Source organism: Pseudomonas sp. GD04091, assembly GCF_029836165.1.
Classification (GTDB): Bacteria; Pseudomonadota; Gammaproteobacteria; order Pseudomonadales; family Pseudomonadaceae; genus Aquipseudomonas.
Genome location: NZ_JAOEBG010000002.1, coordinates 269,557 through 288,454 on the forward strand (window position 1 = coordinate 269,557; position 18,898 = coordinate 288,454).

The 18,898-nt window shown below is 66.3% G+C and carries 23 protein-coding genes and 1 pseudogene; 9 read left to right on the plus strand and 15 right to left on the minus strand.

Annotated elements, in window-relative coordinates; all coding sequences use genetic code 11:
• Window positions 1–10 precede the first annotated feature (10 nt).
• From N7422_RS04225 to N7422_RS04255, 7 genes are all read left to right on the plus strand, one after another.
• Complete coding sequence (locus N7422_RS04225) at window positions 11–1,345, plus strand: cytochrome c (RefSeq protein ID WP_279805407.1); 1,335 nt, start codon at window positions 11–13, stop codon at window positions 1,343–1,345.
• A gap of 46 nt (window positions 1,346–1,391) precedes the next feature.
• On the plus strand, window positions 1,392–2,408 hold the full coding sequence (locus N7422_RS04230; RefSeq protein ID WP_279805408.1) for an XdhC family protein: 1,017 nt from the start codon (window positions 1,392–1,394) through the stop codon (window positions 2,406–2,408).
• 102 nt (window positions 2,409–2,510) lie between these two features.
• Window positions 2,511–3,086: a hypothetical protein gene (locus N7422_RS04235; RefSeq protein WP_279805409.1), complete on the plus strand. Its 576-nt coding sequence runs from the start codon at window positions 2,511–2,513 to the stop codon at window positions 3,084–3,086.
• Window positions 3,087–3,147: 61 nt separating this feature from the next.
• A complete protein-coding gene (locus N7422_RS04240) occupies window positions 3,148–3,699 on the plus strand; it encodes a lipocalin family protein (RefSeq protein ID WP_279805410.1) in 552 nt (183 codons plus the stop codon).
• Between the two features lie 67 nt (window positions 3,700–3,766).
• Window positions 3,767–4,072: an NIPSNAP family protein gene (locus N7422_RS04245; RefSeq protein ID WP_279805411.1), complete on the plus strand. Its 306-nt coding sequence runs from the start codon at window positions 3,767–3,769 to the stop codon at window positions 4,070–4,072.
• Window positions 4,073–4,175: 103 nt separating this feature from the next.
• Window positions 4,176–4,598 carry a DUF2231 domain-containing protein gene (locus N7422_RS04250; RefSeq protein ID WP_279805412.1) on the plus strand — a complete coding sequence of 141 codons (423 nt, stop codon included), beginning with the start codon at window positions 4,176–4,178 and terminating at the stop codon, window positions 4,596–4,598.
• Entirely contained in the window at window positions 4,595–5,881 is a 1,287-nt protein-coding gene (locus tag N7422_RS04255; protein WP_279805413.1) for a sorbosone dehydrogenase family protein, read from the plus strand. Before N7422_RS04250 ends, N7422_RS04255 begins: the two co-directional genes overlap by 4 nt.
• A gap of 17 nt (window positions 5,882–5,898) precedes the next feature.
• Here the strand turns inward: N7422_RS04255 and N7422_RS04260 are convergent, their stop codons facing one another.
• The 10 genes from N7422_RS04260 to N7422_RS04305 all read right to left on the minus strand — a co-directional run bounded on the left by N7422_RS04260 (window position 5,899) and on the right by N7422_RS04305 (window position 11,431).
• The gene (locus N7422_RS04260) at window positions 5,899–6,165 is read right to left on the minus strand and encodes a hypothetical protein (RefSeq protein WP_279805414.1); all 267 of its coding nucleotides are present in this window, start codon (window positions 6,163–6,165) and stop codon (window positions 5,899–5,901) included.
• A 72-nt stretch (window positions 6,166–6,237) separates the two neighbouring features.
• A complete protein-coding gene (locus N7422_RS04265; RefSeq protein WP_279805415.1) occupies window positions 6,238–6,798 on the minus strand; it encodes an EndoU domain-containing protein in 561 nt (186 codons plus the stop codon).
• Window positions 6,799–6,878: 80 nt separating this feature from the next.
• On the minus strand, window positions 6,879–7,661 hold the full coding sequence (locus tag N7422_RS04270) for a glycoside hydrolase family 19 protein (protein ID WP_279805416.1): 783 nt from the start codon (window positions 7,659–7,661) through the stop codon (window positions 6,879–6,881).
• 92 nt (window positions 7,662–7,753) lie between these two features.
• Window positions 7,754–8,146 (minus strand): hypothetical protein, encoded by a 393-nt coding sequence (locus tag N7422_RS04275; RefSeq protein WP_279805417.1) that lies wholly within the window; start codon window positions 8,144–8,146, stop codon window positions 7,754–7,756.
• A gap of 31 nt (window positions 8,147–8,177) precedes the next feature.
• Window positions 8,178–8,351: a hypothetical protein gene (locus tag N7422_RS04280; RefSeq protein ID WP_279805418.1), complete on the minus strand. Its 174-nt coding sequence runs from the start codon at window positions 8,349–8,351 to the stop codon at window positions 8,178–8,180.
• A 43-nt stretch (window positions 8,352–8,394) separates the two neighbouring features.
• Window positions 8,395–8,700 (minus strand): hypothetical protein, encoded by a 306-nt coding sequence (locus N7422_RS04285; RefSeq protein ID WP_279805419.1) that lies wholly within the window; start codon window positions 8,698–8,700, stop codon window positions 8,395–8,397.
• Entirely contained in the window at window positions 8,700–8,972 is a 273-nt protein-coding gene (locus N7422_RS04290; protein WP_279805420.1) for a hypothetical protein, read from the minus strand. Before N7422_RS04290 ends, N7422_RS04285 begins: the two co-directional genes overlap by 1 nt.
• 86 nt (window positions 8,973–9,058) lie before the next feature.
• The gene (locus N7422_RS04295; protein ID WP_279805421.1) at window positions 9,059–9,676 is read right to left on the minus strand and encodes a DUF2589 domain-containing protein; all 618 of its coding nucleotides are present in this window, start codon (window positions 9,674–9,676) and stop codon (window positions 9,059–9,061) included.
• A gap of 11 nt (window positions 9,677–9,687) precedes the next feature.
• Complete coding sequence (locus tag N7422_RS04300) at window positions 9,688–10,176, minus strand: DUF2589 domain-containing protein (RefSeq protein ID WP_279805422.1); 489 nt, start codon at window positions 10,174–10,176, stop codon at window positions 9,688–9,690.
• Window positions 10,177–10,381: 205 nt separating this feature from the next.
• On the minus strand, window positions 10,382–11,431 hold the full coding sequence (locus N7422_RS04305) for a helix-turn-helix domain-containing protein (RefSeq protein ID WP_279805423.1): 1,050 nt from the start codon (window positions 11,429–11,431) through the stop codon (window positions 10,382–10,384).
• 224 nt (window positions 11,432–11,655) lie between these two features.
• Between N7422_RS04305 and glpT the strand changes: the two genes are divergently transcribed.
• Window positions 11,656–13,008 carry a glycerol-3-phosphate transporter gene (gene glpT / locus N7422_RS04310; RefSeq protein WP_279805424.1) on the plus strand — a complete coding sequence of 451 codons (1,353 nt, stop codon included), beginning with the start codon at window positions 11,656–11,658 and terminating at the stop codon, window positions 13,006–13,008.
• A 42-nt stretch (window positions 13,009–13,050) separates the two neighbouring features.
• Here glpT and N7422_RS04315 read toward each other — a convergent pair whose 3' ends face one another.
• The 5 genes and pseudogenes from N7422_RS04315 to gnd all read right to left on the minus strand — a co-directional run bounded on the left by N7422_RS04315 (window position 13,051) and on the right by gnd (window position 18,442).
• On the minus strand, window positions 13,051–13,338 hold the full coding sequence (locus tag N7422_RS04315; RefSeq protein WP_279805425.1) for a HigA family addiction module antitoxin: 288 nt from the start codon (window positions 13,336–13,338) through the stop codon (window positions 13,051–13,053).
• Window positions 13,339–13,353: 15 nt separating this feature from the next.
• Window positions 13,354–13,632 (minus strand): annotated as a pseudogene (locus N7422_RS04320) (type II toxin-antitoxin system RelE/ParE family toxin).
• A gap of 189 nt (window positions 13,633–13,821) precedes the next feature.
• Entirely contained in the window at window positions 13,822–15,621 is a 1,800-nt protein-coding gene (locus N7422_RS04325; protein ID WP_279805426.1) for a glycoside hydrolase family 15 protein, read from the minus strand.
• A gap of 292 nt (window positions 15,622–15,913) precedes the next feature.
• Window positions 15,914–17,422: a glucose-6-phosphate dehydrogenase gene (zwf, locus tag N7422_RS04330; RefSeq protein WP_279805427.1), complete on the minus strand. Its 1,509-nt coding sequence runs from the start codon at window positions 17,420–17,422 to the stop codon at window positions 15,914–15,916.
• Entirely contained in the window at window positions 17,423–18,442 is a 1,020-nt protein-coding gene (gnd, locus tag N7422_RS04335; RefSeq protein ID WP_279805452.1) for a phosphogluconate dehydrogenase (NAD(+)-dependent, decarboxylating), read from the minus strand. It abuts the gene before it with no gap.
• Window positions 18,443–18,602: 160 nt separating this feature from the next.
• Here gnd and N7422_RS04340 point away from each other — a divergent pair, with 160 nt between their 5' ends.
• Window positions 18,603–18,770 carry a DUF6026 family protein gene (locus N7422_RS04340; RefSeq protein ID WP_279805428.1) on the plus strand — a complete coding sequence of 56 codons (168 nt, stop codon included), beginning with the start codon at window positions 18,603–18,605 and terminating at the stop codon, window positions 18,768–18,770.
• The last annotated feature ends 128 nt before the right edge of the window (window positions 18,771–18,898 follow it).

Below are 18,898 nucleotides of genomic sequence, written 5' to 3' on the forward strand. Positions count from 1 at the left end.
AGGACAGCCCATGAACAACAGCCGATTGGCAACAACCGCGGGCTGGCTGGCCCTGCCGTGCCTGGTCGCGGCAGGCCTGCTGGCCTGGTACGTCACCCGCGAGCCCGCCTCGCCGTTCGCCGCCGCAGACAGCGCCGATGCCGCCCTGGTCAGCCGCGGCGAGTACGTCGCCCGGCTCAGCGACTGCGTGGCCTGCCACAGCCTGCCGGGCAAGGCACCGTTCGCCGGTGGCCTGGAAATGGCCACGCCACTGGGCGCGATCCACGCCACCAACATCACCCCGGACCGCGACCATGGCATCGGTGCCTACAGCCTGGCCGACTTCGACCGCGCCGTGCGCCATGGCGTGGCGCCCGGCGGACGCCGGCTGTACCCGGCCATGCCGTACCCGTCCTACGTCAAGCTCAGCGACGACGATGTACGGGCGCTCTACGCGTTCTTCATGAAAGGCGTGCAGCCGGCCAGCGAGGCCAATATCCCCAGCAGTATCCCCTGGCCGCTGAACCTGCGCTGGCCCATCGCCCTGTGGAACGGCCTGTTCGCGCCGAGTTCGCCCTATGCGCAGAAGGCCGACCAGGACCCGCTGTGGAATCGCGGTGCCTACATCGTCCAGGGCCCCGGCCACTGCGGCAGCTGCCACACGCCCCGAGGCCTGGCGTTCAACGAGAAGGCCCTGGACGAAGCGGGCGCGCCCTTCCTCGCCGGCGCCCTGCTCGACGGCTGGTACGCGCCAAGCCTGCGCCAGGACCACAACACCGGGCTCGGGCGCTGGAGCGAGCCAGAGATCGTGCAGTTCCTCAAGACCGGGCGCAACCGGCACGCCGTGGTGTACGGCTCGATGACCGAGGCGTTCAACAACTCCACGCAGTTCATGAGTGACGACGACCTCAACGCGATCGCCCGCTACCTCAAGTCGCTGCCCGGCGATCCGCAGCGTGACGGCGCGCCCTGGCAGTACCAGGCGCTGAACGCGGGCCTCGACACCCCGGGAGCGCACGCCTACGCCACGCGCTGCGCCAGCTGTCATGGCCTGGATGGCAAGGGCCAGGCCGAGTGGATGCCGCCGCTGGCGGGGGCCACCTCGATGCTGGCCAAAGAGGATGCCTCGGCGATCAACATCACCCTCAACGGCTCGCAGCGCATCGTTGCCGCCGGGGTGCCGGATGCCTACCGCATGCCGGCGTTCCGCGAGCAGTTGTCGGACCAGGAGATTGCCGAGGTGTTGAGTTTCGCCCGCGACGCCTGGGGCAACCACGGGAGCGCGGTGGCGGCGAAGGCGGTTGGCGAGCTGCGCGGACATACCGATCCGGCCAGCAGCAGCCCGATCATCCTGCATATGCGCTGAGCAGCCCGCTCCCACGGGCACACGGCACGACGAGGTCTCACACATCATGGAAAGCATCGACCTGCTGGTCCTGCGTACCACCTTCGACTGGCTCCAGGCCGGCCACCGCGTGCTGCTCGCCACCGTCGCCCGCACCTGGGGCTCGTCGCCGCGCCCGGTCGGCTCGATGATGGCCCTGCGCAACGATGGCCGGGTGGTCGGCAGCGTTTCCGGCGGCTGCATCGAGGACGACCTGATCCACCGCTACACCACGGCCTACGGCGGCCCTGGCCTGCCCCAGGGCACGCCCGAGGTGGTCCGCTACGGCGTCAGCGCCGACGAAGCCCACCGCTTCGGCCTGCCCTGCGGCGGCACCCTGGAGCTGATCCTCGAGTTCAGCCCCGCCATCGAGGCCTTGCAACCACTGCTCGCGCGCCTCGACGATGGCCAGCTGGTGCGTCGCCACCTGGACCTGGACAACGGCGAGGTCAACCTCGAAAGCACCGCGACCCCGGAACAGTTCGGCTTCGACGGCCAGCACATGGTCAACACCCTCGGTCCCGGCTACCGCATGCTGCTGATCGGCGCCGGAGCGCTGGCCGAGTACCTGGCGACCATGGCCTTGTTCAATGGCTTTCGCGTGGCCGTCTGCGACCCCCGACCCGAGCACATGGCCACCTGGTCGGTGGCCGGCGTCGAGCATCGACGGGGCATGCCGGACGACGTGGTGCGCGCGTTCAAGGTCGACCTGCGCACCTGCATCATCGCCGTCAGCCACGACCCCAAGCTCGACGACCTGGCGCTGCTCGAAGCCCTCCACGGCCCGGCGTTCTACATTGGCGCCATCGGTTCGCGGCGCAACAGCCAGTTGCGCCGCGAGCGCTTGATCGAGCACTTCGGCGAGAGCGAGGCCTCGCTGGAGCGCCTGCATGGGCCCATCGGCATCTACATCGGCAGCAAGACCCCGGCGGAGATCGCCGTGAGCGTGATGGCCGAAGTGCTGGCGGCGAAGAATGCCGTGGCCTTGCCGGGTGCGGTAAGTGTGTCCAAGGCCAAGCGCGAGCGTGAGCATCAGCCCTTGTAATGCCCCACGATGAGGCTGGCACGGCGCACACACGTGCCAATCAGTGTCTATGCTTCCCAGCGCGAACCTCCCATCGGTATCGACCCCAAGGAAGACAGACTCATGAACCCGACTCGCGCCATCGCTTTCGCCTCGCTCATCCTTGCCGCCAGCCTCACCGCCCACGCCGCCGAACTGCCCATCGCCAGCGAAGCGCTGGAGAGTCACATCACCACCGAAGTCACCAGGATCGACCTGTCCAGCCGGCAGGTCACGGTCAAGGGACCTCACGACAAGGACGTGACCTTCCAGCTCAGCGAACAGGCCAAGGCCCTGCCCAACCTCAAGGTCGGCGACCAGGTCGACATCTACGTGACGCGCGCCATCGCCTACGTGCTCAACACCAACGAAGGCGGCGCGCCGAAGGCCTCCGAGGAATCCGGCACCATCCGCGCCACCAAGGACAACCCCAACCCCGGCGGCGAGGCGTTCCGCCAGGTGAAGGTCACCTCGCAGATCAAGAAGATCGACCTGGACAGCCATGAGGTCACCCTGCTGCCGCCCGAAGGCAAGCTGCAGGTGGTGAAAGTCGAAGACCCCGAACTGCAGGCGCGCATGAAGAACCTCAAGGTCGACCAGACCGTCGATGCCATCTACACCGAAGTGCTGCGCGTGGAGACCTCGCGCCCAGCCCAATAAAACCTTTGCCCGGCCCGCGCATCGAAAGCCATGTGAGCCTTTCCCCTTACAGGAGGTTTCCATGGCGATGCGCCTGGCCGTGCCATTCTGCTGCTGCCTCACCCTGGCCCTCGCGGGCTGTTCCGGCGCCCGCGACCAGCGGCTGCCGCCGCCCACCACGCAACAGGTCGAACTCCAGCGCTACCAGGGCACCTGGTACGAGCTGGCGCGGCTGCCGATGTTCTTCCAGCGCGACTGCGTGCAGTCCGAAGCCCACTATGGCCTGCGCGCGGACGGGCGTATCGATGTCACCAACCGCTGCCAGGAGAAGGATGGCCAGTGGGACGAAGCCAAAGGCATCGCCGAGCCGCAGGTGGCCGGGCGTACCGACAAGCTCTGGGTGCGTTTCGACAACGGGTTCAGTCGCCTCGCGCCGGACCTGACCAAGGGCGAATACTGGGTGCTGTACCACGACGCGGATTACCGCGTGGCGCTGGTCGGGCATCCGAACCGCGAATACCTGTGGCTGCTGTCACGCACGCCGACGGTCAGCCGCCAGACCCAGACGCAGCTGCTGGAACGGGCGCGCCAGCAAGGCTATGCCACCGACCGGCTGATCTGGCGCCAGCCCTAGCGGAGTCGACGCCGGCACGCACCCACGGTAAGGTGAGCCTCCCGGCTCACCCAAAGGATTGCGTGCAATGATCACCTGCCACCTCAAGTACGTCATCGATCCCTACCAGATTCCGGCCTTCGAGGCCTACGGCAAACTGTGGATCGGCTTGGTCAACCGCATGGGCGGCACCCATCACGGCTACTTCCTGCCCAGCGAAGGCGCCAACAACATTGCCTATGCCCTGTTCAGCTTCCCCAGCCTGGCGGCGTACGAGCAGTACCGCCACGCCTGCGAGACCGACCCGCAGTGCATCGCCGCCTTCGCCCTGGCCACCGAGCAGCGCTTCATCCTCAGCTACGAACGCAGCTTTTTGAGGCCACTGTTCGACTGACTGTCGCGATCCCGGCAAATCCCACTGAACTAACGCTCCCCGACGACGATCCTCACCTGAGCACCCTCGATTCCGGATCGTCGACTGACAAGGAGCCTGCCCCGTGACCACCACCACCCTCCCCCGTTGCACCCCCGGCCCGCTGCACGCGACGCTGCTGGCCGGCAGCGTGCCGCTGTTTCTCGGCGCCCTGCTGAGCGACATCGCCTACTACCAGAGCTACCAGATCCAGTGGAGCAACTTCGCCGCCTGGCTGATCGCCGGCGCCCTGCTGTTCAGCGGCCTGGCGCTGCTGTTCGCCCTGGCCAACCTGATCCGCGCTCCGCGCAAGGCCGGCCGCCCGACCCTGTACTTCGTGTTGCTGCTGGCGACCTGGCTGCTGGGCCTGCTCAACGCCTTCGAGCACGCCAAGGATGCCTGGGCGGTGATGCCCTCGGGGCTGGTGCTGTCGGTGATCGTGACCGCGCTGGCGCTGATCGCCACCTGGATCGGCCTGACCAACCTGCGCACGGAGGCCGAGGCATGAAACACGCACTGAGCGCCCTGAGCATGGCCCTGCTGCTCACCGCCTGCGGTGGTGATGGCGACAAGACCCAGGCCCACGGCCCGGACCCGAAACTGCCGGCGCCCGAACGCGGCCTGCTGCCCAGCATGAAGATCGCCCAGCCAGCCGCCTGGGGCGAGCGCAAACCCACGGTGCCGGAGGGCTACAGCATCACGGCCATCGCCACCGACCTGAAGATCCCACGCCAGACCCTGGTGCTGCCCAACGGCGATATCCTCGTCGCCGAAGGCCGTGGCGGCAGCGCCGCCAAGCTCAAGCCCAAGGACGTGATCGCCAGCCAGATCAAGGCCAAGGGCAATACCCAGGTCAAGGGCGGCAACCGCCTGACCTTGCTCCGCGACGCCGACGGCGATGGCAGATACGAACTGCAGACGGTGTTCGCCGAGAACCTCAACGCGCCCTACGGCCTGGCCTACGACGACGGCAAGCTCTACGTCGCCAACCAGGACGCCCTGGTGCGCTTCGACTACCAGGATGGCCAGACCCAGGCCGACGGCCCGCCGACCAAGGTCAGCGACCTTCCCGCCGAGATCAACCACCACTGGACCAAGTCCCTCGCCGTCAGCCCGGACGGGCGCTACCTGTACGTCGGCATCGGCTCCAACAGCAACATCACCGAGCGCGGCATGGAGGCGGAAGTCGACCGCGCCATGGTCTGGCAGATCGATGCCGTGACCGGCGCCCACCGGCCCTATGCCACCGGCCTGCGCAATCCCACCGCGCTGGCCATCCAGCCGGGTACCGGGCAGCTGTGGGCGGTGGTCAACGAACGCGATGAACTGGGGCCGGACCTGGTACCGGACTACCTGACTTCGGTGCAGGAAGGCGCCTTCTATGGCTGGCCCTACAGCTACTGGGGGCAGCACGTCGACGACCGCGTGCGGCCGCAGAATCCGGAAAAGGTCAAAGCGGCGATCAAGCCCGACTACAGCCTCGGCTCGCATGTGGCCGCACTGGGCGTCGATTTCTCCAACACGGCCATGGGCGAACGGTTCGCCGATGGCGTCTTCGTGGGCGAGCACGGTAGCTGGAACCGCCCTGACCCGGTGGGCTACAAGGTGATCTTCGTGCCGTTTCGCGATGGCAAACCCGCTGGCGATCCCGTGGACTTCGCCACTGGTTTTCGCGGCGAGGACGGCAAGACCCGCGGGCGGCCGGTCGGCGTGACGGTCGATCCGAAGGGCGCGTTGATCATCGCCGACGACCTGGCCAATACCCTGTGGAGGGTGACACGCCTGCCGTGACACGGGCCGTGGGACCGCTAGTGACGCGCTTTCGGGCGCCACGTCTCCAAGACCTCGATGAACGCCTGCAGAGGCAGGCGTTCAGCAGGCCAGTCCTTCAGGTAGTGGTGCTCGATCACCACCGCGTCGTCCTCGAACGCGACGTGATAGGCATTGCCGCTGTAGGCTTCCACCAGCCGATTCTGGCGGGCGGCCAGGGCCTTCTCCAGCAAGTGCTCGAGCGCCACGGCCGTCATCTCTTCATCGAGAAACTGCTGCAGGCCTGGGGTTAGGGGATTGGACATCGGCAGGCTCCCTTGCGCGTGTGACGAAAAAGGCCGGGCATGATGCCCGGCCCTGGTGAAGGTAACGCAGGATCAGTAGTCAGGATAGGCGGTGGTCACCACCGTGCCAGTGGCATCCATGTAGCCGACGATGTTGAACGACGCCGCCGGGGTGCCCGCCTGGCAGCTCGCCCCCGATGGTCCGCGGAACTGGTTGCCGTTCAGCGCGGTACGGTTGTTGTACGCGTTCTGGATGGCAGCCACCACATTGGCTTGCGAGCAGCTGTCCGGGAACATCGTGGAGATGCTCTTGGTGCCGCTGGCGCCGTTCTCGGTGATGGTGAAGTTGCGCAGCACGTAGACCCCCGCCGGCCCTTGCGGTGTGCCGGTGCCCGCCCCGCTCACCGTGGTGGGCGACTGGCCGCCCGGCCTGCTGTGGAAGCCTTTGGCCCGGTTACCGGATGCCCGTACCTCCACTTCCCCGCAAAACACATGCTGCTGGTTGACCGCCGGCGCGCCGCCAGAGTTGGCCTGTGGGCACGCCACGGCAGCCTGGGCCGATGCCACCGGCAGCAGACCGAGTGCCAGGCTGCCGATGACTGCCAGGCCAGCCAGCGCGCTGCGCGCATGAGGGATAACGAAAGTCTTTTTCATCATGAAGCTCCTTTTTGCAGTGACAGGACGTTGTTGTCCTCGGGGATCCGCCGCTGCCGGCGGAAAGCGCGGTAAAGCGTTCAGCCGATCAGCAGCCACTTGGCCCGGGCGAGGTAGGCGGCGCGATCGTCCAGGCCGTTGAAGCCGCCATTGACGCGCCGCGTGACCTCGCGCAGATCGTCCTTGTCGGCCCAGTCGTTGAGCTTGCGGTTGGCCCAGAACCAGCCGGCGACATCCACTGCCAGGGCCGGGTCGCTGCTCACCAGGGCGGGGTCGTCGCGGTTCTCGAAATCACGCTTGCAGTACTGGCCGTACTGGCGGTAGTTGGCGCGGCCGGTCAGCTGGATCAGCCCGCGGCCCTTGAAGCGAGGACCATCGCCGGGCTGCAGGTTGCCCAGGTCCTTGCGCCCTTCGTAGGCAGAGCCTGAGGCCAGCTCCTCGGTGTAACGCAGGCAGCCGCTCTCATGGGCGATCTGGGCGAGGAAGTGGGCGATGCGCAGCGGCGTGTCGATGCGGTAGCGGGTCAGCACGTCGAGCACGGGCTGGTGGAACGCGTCGATGCGTGTGCCGCTGGCATTGATCAGCGCCAGCCACAGCTTGGCCGCGACCAGCCCGCCGGGCAGGCCCACCCGCAGCGCGGCCAGGGTCGCGTCGCCCGGCGCCACCGGCTTGCCCACCGGGCTGCCGATGATCTGCTGGAAGCTCTCCAGCGCGCCGCGCGTCCCCGCGCCCCACAGGCCATCGCTGCCAAGCGTGCAGCTGAAGCCGCGCTGCCCGCTGTTCAGATTGAGCAGCAGCTGCAGGCTGCGCACATCGGCGGCGGCGTTGTTGCCGCCAGTCCCTACGGTGTTGGTGATGCACATGATCTGCTCCTTTTTTCCGGGCAAGCCGCTCCCCGTGGGGCAGCGGCCTGGCCGTGCCTTGATGTCGAACCGGTAGGAAGTTGGGGTTGGCGCTACTTGTCGGGCGGCGCGAGGGTGACGCGGTAGGCGAGCGTGTTGCCTTGGGTGAACAGCTGGATCTGCAGGTCATCTTTGCTCGACTGGCTTTGCAGGTGGCCGAGCGTCAGCGGTCCGCAGCGGCCGGCGCCGCCGCCTTTGAGGGCGTAGCTGTAGCTGTGCGTCGCCTCGTCCGCGCCGGTGAGCTGCAGGTCGAAGCCGCATGCCCACCCGCCCTCGAAACGGATCTTGCCGGCCGCCTTGCCCAGCCTTGCGGCTGGATCGATGTTCAGGGTCACGGGGACGTCGACGCCGTTGTCCTTGAAGGTGCCTTCGTACTCGCCGGCCCATGTCGGGGCCAGGCTGGCCAGCGCCAGGGCGCCGACCAGTGCGGTTGCCAGGTGTCTCATGGTGACTCTCCTTGTTGTGTGATTGCGGGGTTCAGAACGCCAGCACCAGCCCCGCCCACTTGGCGATGGCCAGGGCCAGGTCGGGCTGGATCACGCCCAGCGAGGCCAGTGCCGACAGCACCGCCGCGCCGACGACGCACAGCACCCGTTTGCCGACGGACATCCGCGCCGGGCGGCCAGGCTTGTTCTTCAGGATCGAGCGCATGGTTCGTGTCTCTTGGGTTGACAGCAGCAACCGCATCGAGCGGTCAGTTCGCCTGGCCATCGCCGGGCCTCCCGTAGTGCCCGAACAGCTGGCCGTCGAGGTACACGACGATCGCTTCGCGGGCATCGCCGGGCACGGCGATGCTCAGTTGGTGCAGCGTCTGGTTGCGCCGCGGCGCGCGGCCGATCCGCAAGGCCAGGGCGCCTGGGGCATCGCCGGACTCGACGGTGGCCGCCAGCACCACTTCCATCGAAGCGATGCGAATGCCTGGCCAGCGCAATCCGGTGGCCTGCTGGGCGCAGTGCATGGCGCCGCCCAGGGCCTGGATGAATGATTCGAGACGGTTCATCACGAGGCCTCCTGGTCGTCGGCCAGCCAGAACGGCCGACGCGCGAAGCCCACGTGGTAGATCAGGGACTGCAGCACCACCTGGTGCTCGCCGATGTTGAGCAGATTGAAGGTCTTTTCGATGCCGACGATGCGCCCCTTGGGCGGCTCGCTCAGGCAGCGGTTGAGCAGCGCGGTCTGCGCCTGGATCACGTCCTGCGACGTCAGCTTCTCCGGATCGGTGCTGCCGACGACGATGCGTTTCACATATCCCACGTCCGTTAGATCGAACATCACGGAACTCCTTTCCGGAAAAGACTGACGGCCAACCCTGGCGAAAGCTCACCTGACCAGAAGGCTGGCGTTGGCCAGATCGCCCGTTACTGCTGGGTGATGGCTTTCGGTGCGACCGACTGGGCAATCATGTCCAGTACCCGCGCCAGGCCTTCCGGCATGCCGTCGTCGGCCGCATGGACCTCGACGTGGTACTTGGCCGACTGGTCGGTGGAACGGGTGTTCTCCTTGTGCGAGGACACCGAGCCGGAAATGTTGACCTTGGCGCTGAACGGTCCCCAGCCCACGCTGGCCTCGGCCGTCATCGCTGCCTGGGCGTCGGTGGCTTCGCGTGATTGCTCGGAGTTCTTCACCTCCATGTCGAAGGTGATGTCGACCTTGTTGATCGACAGGTTCGGCACCTTGACCACCGCCAGCAGCGGGACTTCCAGCTCGACCCGCTCCATCGGGATGGAGCCGTCGTCGGGCTTGCTGGTCGACGGCCGGTCGTAGCGGAAGCTGACGGTACGCACGTCACCGACGGCGTTGGGGTCTGTCGGATTGTTGGGGTCAGGTGGCGGCGGCAGGAAGCCGATCACCTTGATGAAGTCGGCGGTGGCATTGGCCAGTCGCACCTGGGCGTCGCAGGCGGCGGTCAGCGGACCGCCGATCAGGTCGCCCATGGGCAGGCCGCGGAACTGGTCACCCATCGAGAAGTTAGCCATCTCTGTTTCTCCTAGATCAATTTATCGAGGTTTTGCAGCAGCCGAGCCATCCCCTCCGAAGGGGGCTGGGTTTCGACTTTGAGGGTGACGCGCGCTAACGGCCCGCCTTCACCATTGCGGCGAACGCCCAGATCGACGTTCAGAGCCTTGTGGGTCTCGCTCGGCCAGCCGGAGCCGTCATCGCCGGCACCGCCCTGCCCGGCATCGGCGGCCATGCCGCCGTCGCCGTTGAGGCCGACCTCGAACGAGATTTCCATGTCTTTCACGGCCATCAGCCGGGCGCCCACGAGCGACAGCAACGGCACCCGCACCACGCGCTCTTCGCCGTCCTGCGCCTGGGGCGAATGCGACGGCAGTCGCACATCGATGCTGACCGGCCGGTTGTCCTCGTCGAAGTACTGGCGCACGGTGGAGACCTGGAAACGCTGGATCTTGTCCTGCGCTTCGGCCACCGCGCCGGCGATGCTCTGGATGAGGTGATGGAGGGATTGATTCGCCACTTCCGACGCTCCTTGTCACATTCGGTGCCGATGCCGTCCTGCTGGCTTCGGTATGGCCATCGGTTACAGGGTTCAGGCCCTGAGGACGGCACCGGGGATGGGTGGATGGTTGGGTTGTCAGGTGAGTCCAGATTACGGTCGGCCCAGGCCGGTGTCCGGGGGCTGGCGTCCCACAAACCTGGCCATGCGTCCCAGAATCGCCTGTTCAGTGACTGGCCAGGTCGTGGATCCAGCGGGCCAGCGCCGGCCCGTGCGCGTCTGCCGGTGCCTGGCTGGCCATGGCGGCCAGCTCGCCGCGTTGCAAGGCCTGGCGCGCCGCCCGCGGCGACAGGCCGAACGTCTTGCGAAACACCTTGCTGAAGTGCGCCTCGTCGATGAAGCCATGGGCATAGGCCACATCACCGATGCGGCGCTCGGCATTGCCCGGCTCGCCCAGCGCCAGCAGGCAGCGCCGCAGGCGTCGTCGCTGCAGGTAATGACCGACACCTCCGAAGCGCTCGAACGCGCGATACAGCTGGCTGCGCGAAGTGCCCAGGGCCTTGGCCAGCATGGCCGGGCTGAGGTCGTCGCGGTGCAGGTTGAGTTCGATGTAGCGGCGCACCCGGCGCCCGAGTTCGTCGTGCCCCGACGGGACGATCGCCGGGCGCTGCGCCACCGCACCGACCAGGCAGGCCGCCACCATGCTCAGCACCGGCTGGCTCAGGTGCAGGCCCTGATCCTGGGTCAGGTCGGGCGCGGCCACGGCCAGGGACGACAGCAGGCTGGCCAGCAAGCGTCCTGCCGCGCTCTTGCCGCACAGGCGCAGGCCATGCAGCCGATCGCCGTCGTGCAGCAGCGCGGTGCGTGGAATCACCAGGCTCAGCGCAGCGCCGCGGGTCATGCGGAACGCTGCCGGCTGCGCCAGGTCGAGCAGCACGGCATCCCTGGCCCGCACGCGCAGGCCGTTGCCACAGGCCAGCCCGCGCTGCAGGGGTACGTGCAGGACGTAATGGTCGAGGTCGCACCAGCCCAGGCGGGCCCGATCACGACCATAGCGGGCAGCATCCAGACGCCCGCTGCAGAGAAGAAAACGGTGGAAGTGAAAGACCGTGAACGAGGCGTTGAATGCATCCCCCGCCCGGCTTGACGGGTTGAACAGCAGGTCGGCGGTGCGGCGCCAGCTGACGAAGGCATCAGTGGCGATATGGAGGGTGGGAAGCGGTGCAATGCGGGGGGTGGTGGGTGAGCGGTCAAGGTGCGAAGCAGTGATTTCCATAGTGCGGGCTCAATCTATCCATGAGTTGAGCCGGAAAAGTGGTTCACTTCCGAAGAACTTGTAGCTTTTTGCCATCACCAGCTAGAGGCGATTCGCCACCTCGAGCAGGAAATCTCCGACAACACGTTCACAAAACAACAACGGCTTGCAACGAAAGCGATATTTTTTCTGTAACGAAAATGTAAAATTCGCTTTCGCATACCTATAACAAGCTGGAGCTTCACATGTTTGCCTTCTTCCGCCCTGCCGCGCACCAGGCGCCGCTGCCCGCCGAGCGCGTCGACAGCACCTATCGGCGCCTGCGCTGGCAAATCTTCGCCGGGATCTTCTTCGGCTATGCCGGCTACTACCTGCTACGCAAGAACTTCTCCCTGGCCATGCCCTACCTGATCGAGGAAGAGGGCTACACCCGCGGTCAGCTGGGCGTGGCGATCTCCGCCATCGCCATCGCCTACGGCCTGTCCAAGTTCCTCATGGGCCTGGTCTCGGACCGCTCCAACCCACGCTACTTCCTGCCGTTCGGCCTACTGGTCTCGGCCACGGTGATGTTCATTTTCGGTTTCGCGCATTGGGCCACCTCCAGCGTGGCGATCATGTTCGTGCTGCTGTTCATCAATGGCTGGGCCCAGGGCATGGGCTGGCCACCCAGCGGGCGGACCATGGTGCACTGGTGGTCGCAGAAGGAACGCGGCGGTGTGGTCTCGGTATGGAACGTCGCCCACAACGTCGGCGGCGGCCTGATTGGCCCGCTGTTCCTGCTCGGGCTGGGCTGGACCAACGACTGGCACGCGGCCTTCTACGTGCCCGCCGCCGTGGCGGTGCTGGTGGCCGTGTTCGCCTTCGCCGCCATGCGCGACACCCCGCAGTCGGTGGGCCTGCCGCCGGTCGAGCAGTACAAGAACGACTACCCGCAAGGCTACGACGACAGCCATGAACAGGAATTCAGCGCCAAGCAGATCTTCGTCGAGTACGTGCTGCGCAACAAACTGCTGTGGTACATCGCCCTGGCCAACGTGTTCGTCTACCTGCTGCGCTACGGCGTGCTGGACTGGGCACCGACCTACCTGAAGGAGGCCAAGCACTTCAGCGTCGACACCACCTCGTGGGCGTACTTCTTCTACGAGTGGGCCGGCATCCCCGGCACCCTGCTGTGCGGCTGGATGTCCGACAAGATCTTCCGTGGCAACCGCGGCCTGACCGGCATCGTGTTCATGGCGCTGGTGACCGTCGCCACCCTGGTGTACTGGCTCAACCCGCCGGGCAACCCGACCATCGACATGATCGCGCTGTTCTCCATCGGTTTCCTGATCTACGGACCGGTGATGCTGATCGGCCTGCAGGCGCTGGAACTGGCGCCGAAGAAGGCCGCCGGCACCGCCGCGGGCTTCACCGGGCTGTTCGGCTACCTGGGGGGCTCGGTGGCGGCCAGTGCGGCGATGGGCTACACCGTCGACCACTTCGGCTGGGATGGCGGCTTCGTATTGCTGGTAAGCGCCTGCGTGCTGGCGATCGCGTTCCTGATTCCGACGCTGCGCCATACCAAGGTGGCGAGCGTTGCTCGCGAGGCGACAGCCTGACACACATGAAAAAGCCCGGACGCAGCGTCCGGGCTTTTTATTTCAAGCGGCCTGAAACAGCCGCGTGATCACCGGCTGCTGGCGCTGGCGCGCCTGCCAGATGTCATAGTCCACCTGAATCGTCAGCCACAGTCGCGCCGTGCTGATGCCGGCCATTTCCAGGCGAACCGCAAGATCCGGCGAAACCGCCGCACGGCCATGGAGGACACGGGACAGCGCTTCTCGCGAAAAGCCCAGATGCTCGGCCAAAGCCTTCACCGTCAAACCCAGCGCGGGCAGGACGTCTTCGCGCAAGGTTTCGCCGGGATGAGGCGGGTTGTGCATAGCCATGTTTGAGCCTCCTGATCAGTGATAGTCGAGATCGTCGACCAACTCGACGTCATAACCCGTGAAGCGGAACACCAGTCGCCAATTGCCTGAAACGCTGACCGATCAAAAGCCGCCCCGTTCACCCTTGAGAGGGTGCAACCGCCAGCCCGGCACACTCATGTCTTCGGCGGTGATTGCGCTGTCGAGAAACTGCAACTGTCGTTTCAAACGCTGCGCATGGCCTGGCTGGATACCTCGGGTAATGCCCGTTTCGTGGAATAGCCGCAGTCCCTTGTGGCGAAAGCTGATGATCATGGAGCACGCATCCGTTCAGTGCGGGAGAGCGTGAGTGTGATCCTATGCGTCACGCCGAGCAAAATAACATATGTGACTCTATACGTCACACCCTGCACGCGAACAGATGTGCAACGAGGGCCTTGCGGCGCCCTCGAGATTGATGTCGGCGTGGGCACTCATGGCGGTGAGCGGCGCCGGCCACCGCCCTTAGCCCCCACCACTCGCCCGATCCCGCGCCGGGCATTGCGCCCGGTACAGGTTCAACGCCGTATTGATGATCCCGATATGGCTGAACGCCTGCGGAAAATTCCCCAGCATCCGCTTCCCCGCCGGGTCGTACTGCTCCGCCAGCAAGCCCACGTCGTTGCACAACCCGGTCAGCCGCGCATAGAGCGCCTGCGCCTCTTCCTGGCGCCCCAGCAGCACATAGACATCGGCCAGCCAGAACGAGCACACCAGGAAGGTGCCCTCTCCCGGCGTCAGGCCGTCGCTGCAACTGTCGCTGTCGTAGCGCAGCAGCAGGCCGTTGCGCAACAGGCGTCCTTCGATCTGCTCCAGCGTGCGCAGGAAGCGCGGATCCCGCGCCGGCAGGAAACCGGTGAGGGCGATCTGCAGCAGGCTGGCATCCAGCTCGGTCGAACCGTAGGCCTGGACGAAATGACTGCCACCTGCATCCAGCCCACGCTGGCAAACCTCATTGCGGATCTCGTCCGCTACCCGCCGATAGTGCCGCCCCCTCTCGCGGTCTTCCTCGGTGGTATCGGCCAGGCCCGCCGCCCGGTCGAAGGCGACCCAGGCCATGACCTTGGAATGCACGAAATGCTGGCGGCCACCGCGCACCTCCCACAGCCCTTCGTCCGGCTCACGCCAGATGCCTTCGAGGTACGGCAGGATCGACCTGGCGATGGCGGCGCTGCGCGGGTGGCGCGGCAGTCCACCCTTGATGGCCTGGGTCATGGCGTCGGCCAGTTCGCCGTAGATGTCCAGTTGCCGCTGCTCGGAAGCGGCATTGCCGACCCGCACCGGTTGCGAGCACTCATAGCCGGGCAGCCACGGCAGGGTGAACTCGGGCAGGTCACGCTCCCCGGCCAGGCCGTACATGATCTGCATCTGCTCGGGATTGCCGGCCACCGAGCGCAGCAGCCACTCGCGCCAGGCCTGGGCCTCGTCGAAGTAGCCAAGGTTCATCAGCGCCAGCAGAGTCATGGTGGCGTCGCGCAGCCAGCAGTAGCGGTAGTCCCAGTTGCGCTCGCCGCCGACGCGCTCGGGCAGCGAGGTGGTGACGGCGGCGACCATGCCACCGGTGGGCGCGTAGGTCATGGCCTTGAGGGTCAGCAGCGAACGCCGCACCAGGTCGGAGTAGGGACCGACGTCGGGGCAGCGGGCGGCGAAGGAGCGCCATTGCTCGAGGGTGTGTTCGAGGTCGTGGTCGACATCGCAACCGGGCTGCACGGGCAGGTGCGAGGCCTGGTGACAAAGGCTGAACACCTGGCGCTCCCCCGCGCGCACGCGAAAACGGGCCACGCTGTGGTGGTCGCGGCCGTGGGTCTCGGTGCTGCTGCGCAGGATCAGGCGATCGGGGCCGGCGACGGCGCTCAGGGTCAGCGGGTCGATCTTCTCCACCCAGGGCACGCTGCGGCCATAGTCGAAGCGCAGCACCAGGTCCATCTCGAAGGCCGTCTCGCCGCTCAGGCCCTCGACGATGCGCAGCACGGCGTTGTGCTCGCCCAATGGCATGCAGTCGAGCACACGGGCGCGGCCGCTGGCGGTGGTCCAGGTGGTTTCCAGCACCAAGGTGTCGTCCAGGTAACGCCGGGTACGGTGTTCGACGGGGTCGCTGGGGGCGATGCGCCAGCGACCGTTTTCCTCGTTGCCCAGCAGAGCGGCGAACACCGCCGGGGCATCGAAGCGCGGCAGGCACAGCCAGTCGAGGGCGCCGTCGCGATTGATCAAGGCGGCACTGCGGCAGTTGCCGATGAGGGCGTAGTCTTCGATCAGAGCGGGCATCGGGGATCCTCTGGCGGGTGGGCCTGAGTTTGGATGCCTTGGCGGTTGCAGTCGTTCCGCTGGGAGTTGCGCAGTGGCCTCAGCCCTCATCGCGGGGCCAGTCGCATCGGCGCACCGCCGCACACAGGCATAGCGCATGGTTTGAGATCGGCGCGGTCGCTGTGGGGGCGGCTTCAGCCGCGAACACCGGCGCAGCCGGTGCCAGGCTCCGCGTCGCCTGCTTCGCGGGCAAGCCCGCGCCCACAGGAATAGCGCAAGTTCGCTGCGCGATGAGGGCTGAGCCGATCAGCGCTCACCCCAAGTCATGCCACTCGCGTTTGTCCCGCGTCAGCAGCTCGTCACCCGCCTCGGGCCCATCTTCCCCGGCCGCATAGCCATGCACCTCGCCATCTCCGGCAGCCCAGGCATCCAGGAACGGCTGCACGGCGCGCCAGCCGTTCTCGATATTGTCGGCACGCTGGAACAGGGTCTGGTCCCCGGTCAGGCAGTCGTAGATCAACGTCTCGTAGCCGGTCGCCGGGGTCATCTTGAAGAAGTCCTTGTAGGCGAAGCCCAGCTCGACGTTCTCCATCACCAGCTCCGGCCCCGGGCGCTTGGCCTGCAGGTCGAACCACATGCCTTCGTTGGGCTGGATCTGGATCTTCAGGTAGTTGGGCTTGGGCCGCTCCAGCTCGCTTTCGCGGAACTGCGCGTAGGGCGCGGGCTTGAAGCAGATGGCGATCTCGGTGTCGCGCACGCTCATGCGCTTGCCGGTGCGCAGGTAGAACGGCACGCCGGCCCAGCGCCAGTTGTCGATCATCACCTTGAGGGCGACGTAGGTCTCGGTCTGGCTGTGGGCGGCGACATTGGGCTCCTCGCGGTAGCCGGGGAGCTTTCTGCGGCCCTGCTTGCCGGCGCTGTACTGGCCGCGCACGGAGTTGCGCAGGGCCATCTTCTGCGACCAGGGGCGAATGGCGCCGATCACCTTGGCCTTTTCACCACGCACGGCGTCGGCGCCAAAAGCGGCGGGCGGCTCCATGGCGACCATGGCCAGCAGCTGGAACAAGTGATTGGGCACCATGTCGCGCAGGGCGCCGGTGTTGTCGTAGAAGGCCCCGCGCGTCTCGACGCCGACGGTTTCGGCGGCGGTGATCTGCACGTGATCGATGTAATGGTTGTTCCAGAACGACTCGAACAGACCGTTGGAGAAACGGCTGACCAGGATGTTCTGCACGGTTTCCTTGCCCAGGTAATGGTCGATGCGGTAGATCTGCCGCTCGTTCATCACCTTGAGCAGGCGGGCGTTGAGCGCCTCGGCGCTGGCCAGGTCGGTACCGAAGGGTTTCTCCACCACCACCCGTCGAAAGCCTCCGCCCGATTCATCGAGCAGGCCGGCGTCGCCCAGACGCTGGGCCACCTCGGGGAAGAAGCGTGGCGAGGTGGCCAGGTAGAAGATGGCATTGCCGTGGCTGGTCTTGTCGATACGCTTGGCCAGCGCCTTGTAGGTCTCGGGGTCGAGAAAGTCGCCGGTCTGGTAGTCCAGGCGCTTGGCCAGGCGTGCCCAGAGCTTTTCGTCCAGGCACTTGGCCGCGCCCTCCCCGCCTTTGTCGCGTTCCTGCATGAACCCATGCAGGCGTTCGGCGAACTCGGCGGCCGTGGCGGCGTTGTGGTCGACTCCGACGATGCGCAAGTTGCGATCGAGCAACCCGTCACGGCTGAGGTTGTACAGCGCCGGCATCAGCAGGCGCTTGACCAGGTCGCCGTTGGCGCCGAACAGGAACAGGGTGCACGGCGGCGCAGCGGGGATGGTCGATTTGCTCATTCAGTCCTTCTTCTTCTCGATGTGGCCGCCGAAGCCCAGGCGCATGGCGGAGAGGATCTTGTCACCGTAGGTACCCTGCTGCTGGCGCGAGCGGAAGCGCGCGAACAGCGCGCTGGACAGCACCGGCACCGGCACGGCCTGCTCGACGGCGGCGTCGATGGTCCAGCGTCCTTCGCCGCTGTCGGACACCGAGCCGCTGAACTCGCTGAGCTGCGGGTCGGCGACCAGCGCGTCGGCGGTCAGGTCCAGCAGCCAGGAGGTGACCACGCTGCCACGACGCCACACTTCGGCGATCTCGGCCACATCAAGGTCGAAGCGCTGGTCCTCCGGCAGTTCCGGGCCGCCCTTGCTGCGCAGCAGGTCGAAGCCTTCGGCGTAAGCCTGCATCAGGCCGTACTCGATGCCGTTGTGCACCATCTTCACGTAATGACCGGCACCGGGTGGGCCCGCGTGAATGTAACCGTGCTCGGCGCGCTGGTGCTCACCCGTGCGTCCCTGGGTACGTGGAATGTCGCCAACGCCCGGGGCCAGCGTCTTGAACAGCGGTTCCAGACGCTCGAACACCGCCTTTTCGCCGCCGATCATCATGCAGTAGCCACGGTCCAGGCCCCACACACCGCCGGAGGTGCCGACGTCGAGGTAGTGCAGGCCGCGCTTGGCCAGTTCGGCGGCCCGACGCACATCATCCTTGTAGAAGGTGTTGCCGCCATCGATGATCGCGTCGCCCGGCTCGAGCAGGTCGGCCAGTTGCGCGATGGTCTGCTCGGTGATTTCGCCCGCGGGCAGCATGACCCATACCGCACGCGGCGCCTTGAGTTTGTGCACCAGCGCACCCAGGTCGTGGGCGCCCACGGCGCCTTCGCCTTCCAGGGCGGTGATGGCTTCGCGGTTGCGATCGTGGACCACAGTGCTGTGACCTGCGCGCATCAGGCGCCTTGCGATATTGCCGCCCATGCGGCCAAGCCCGATGATTCCCAGTTGCATGTGCCGACGCTCCCGTTGGTTTTGCTTTACAACAATTGAAGATTTCAGATTAGTCCAGCGTTCTGGCAGAGGGTTCACCGACGAACGGGGCGACAACGATAAACAAAAAAGTTCCCAAGGGCCTGCGAAGAATTCAGAATGCGCGCCGCATGAAGCGACTACGCTTCAAATTGTCACCAGCCATGCGAGGTGTGCCATGGGTACTCTGATGCCTGCTACTCCCACCCAGACCCTCTATGTCACCGTGCGCCGCGACGAGCTGCGCCAGTTGAAGGACGAACGAGACCAGCTGCGCCAACAGGTCGCCCAGTTGAACCTGCTGCTGGAGCAGGCGCGCCTGCAAGGCAAGGCCACCGCACTCTGATTCACCACGTCTTGCGATGGGAGCCATCCGGCTCCCCTCTGTGCCATGACGCCCTTCTTTTACGCTGTGCCGCGCCGATCGCGGACCAAGCCCGCCTGCCTACGCTGCATGACCCTCATATTTTGCAA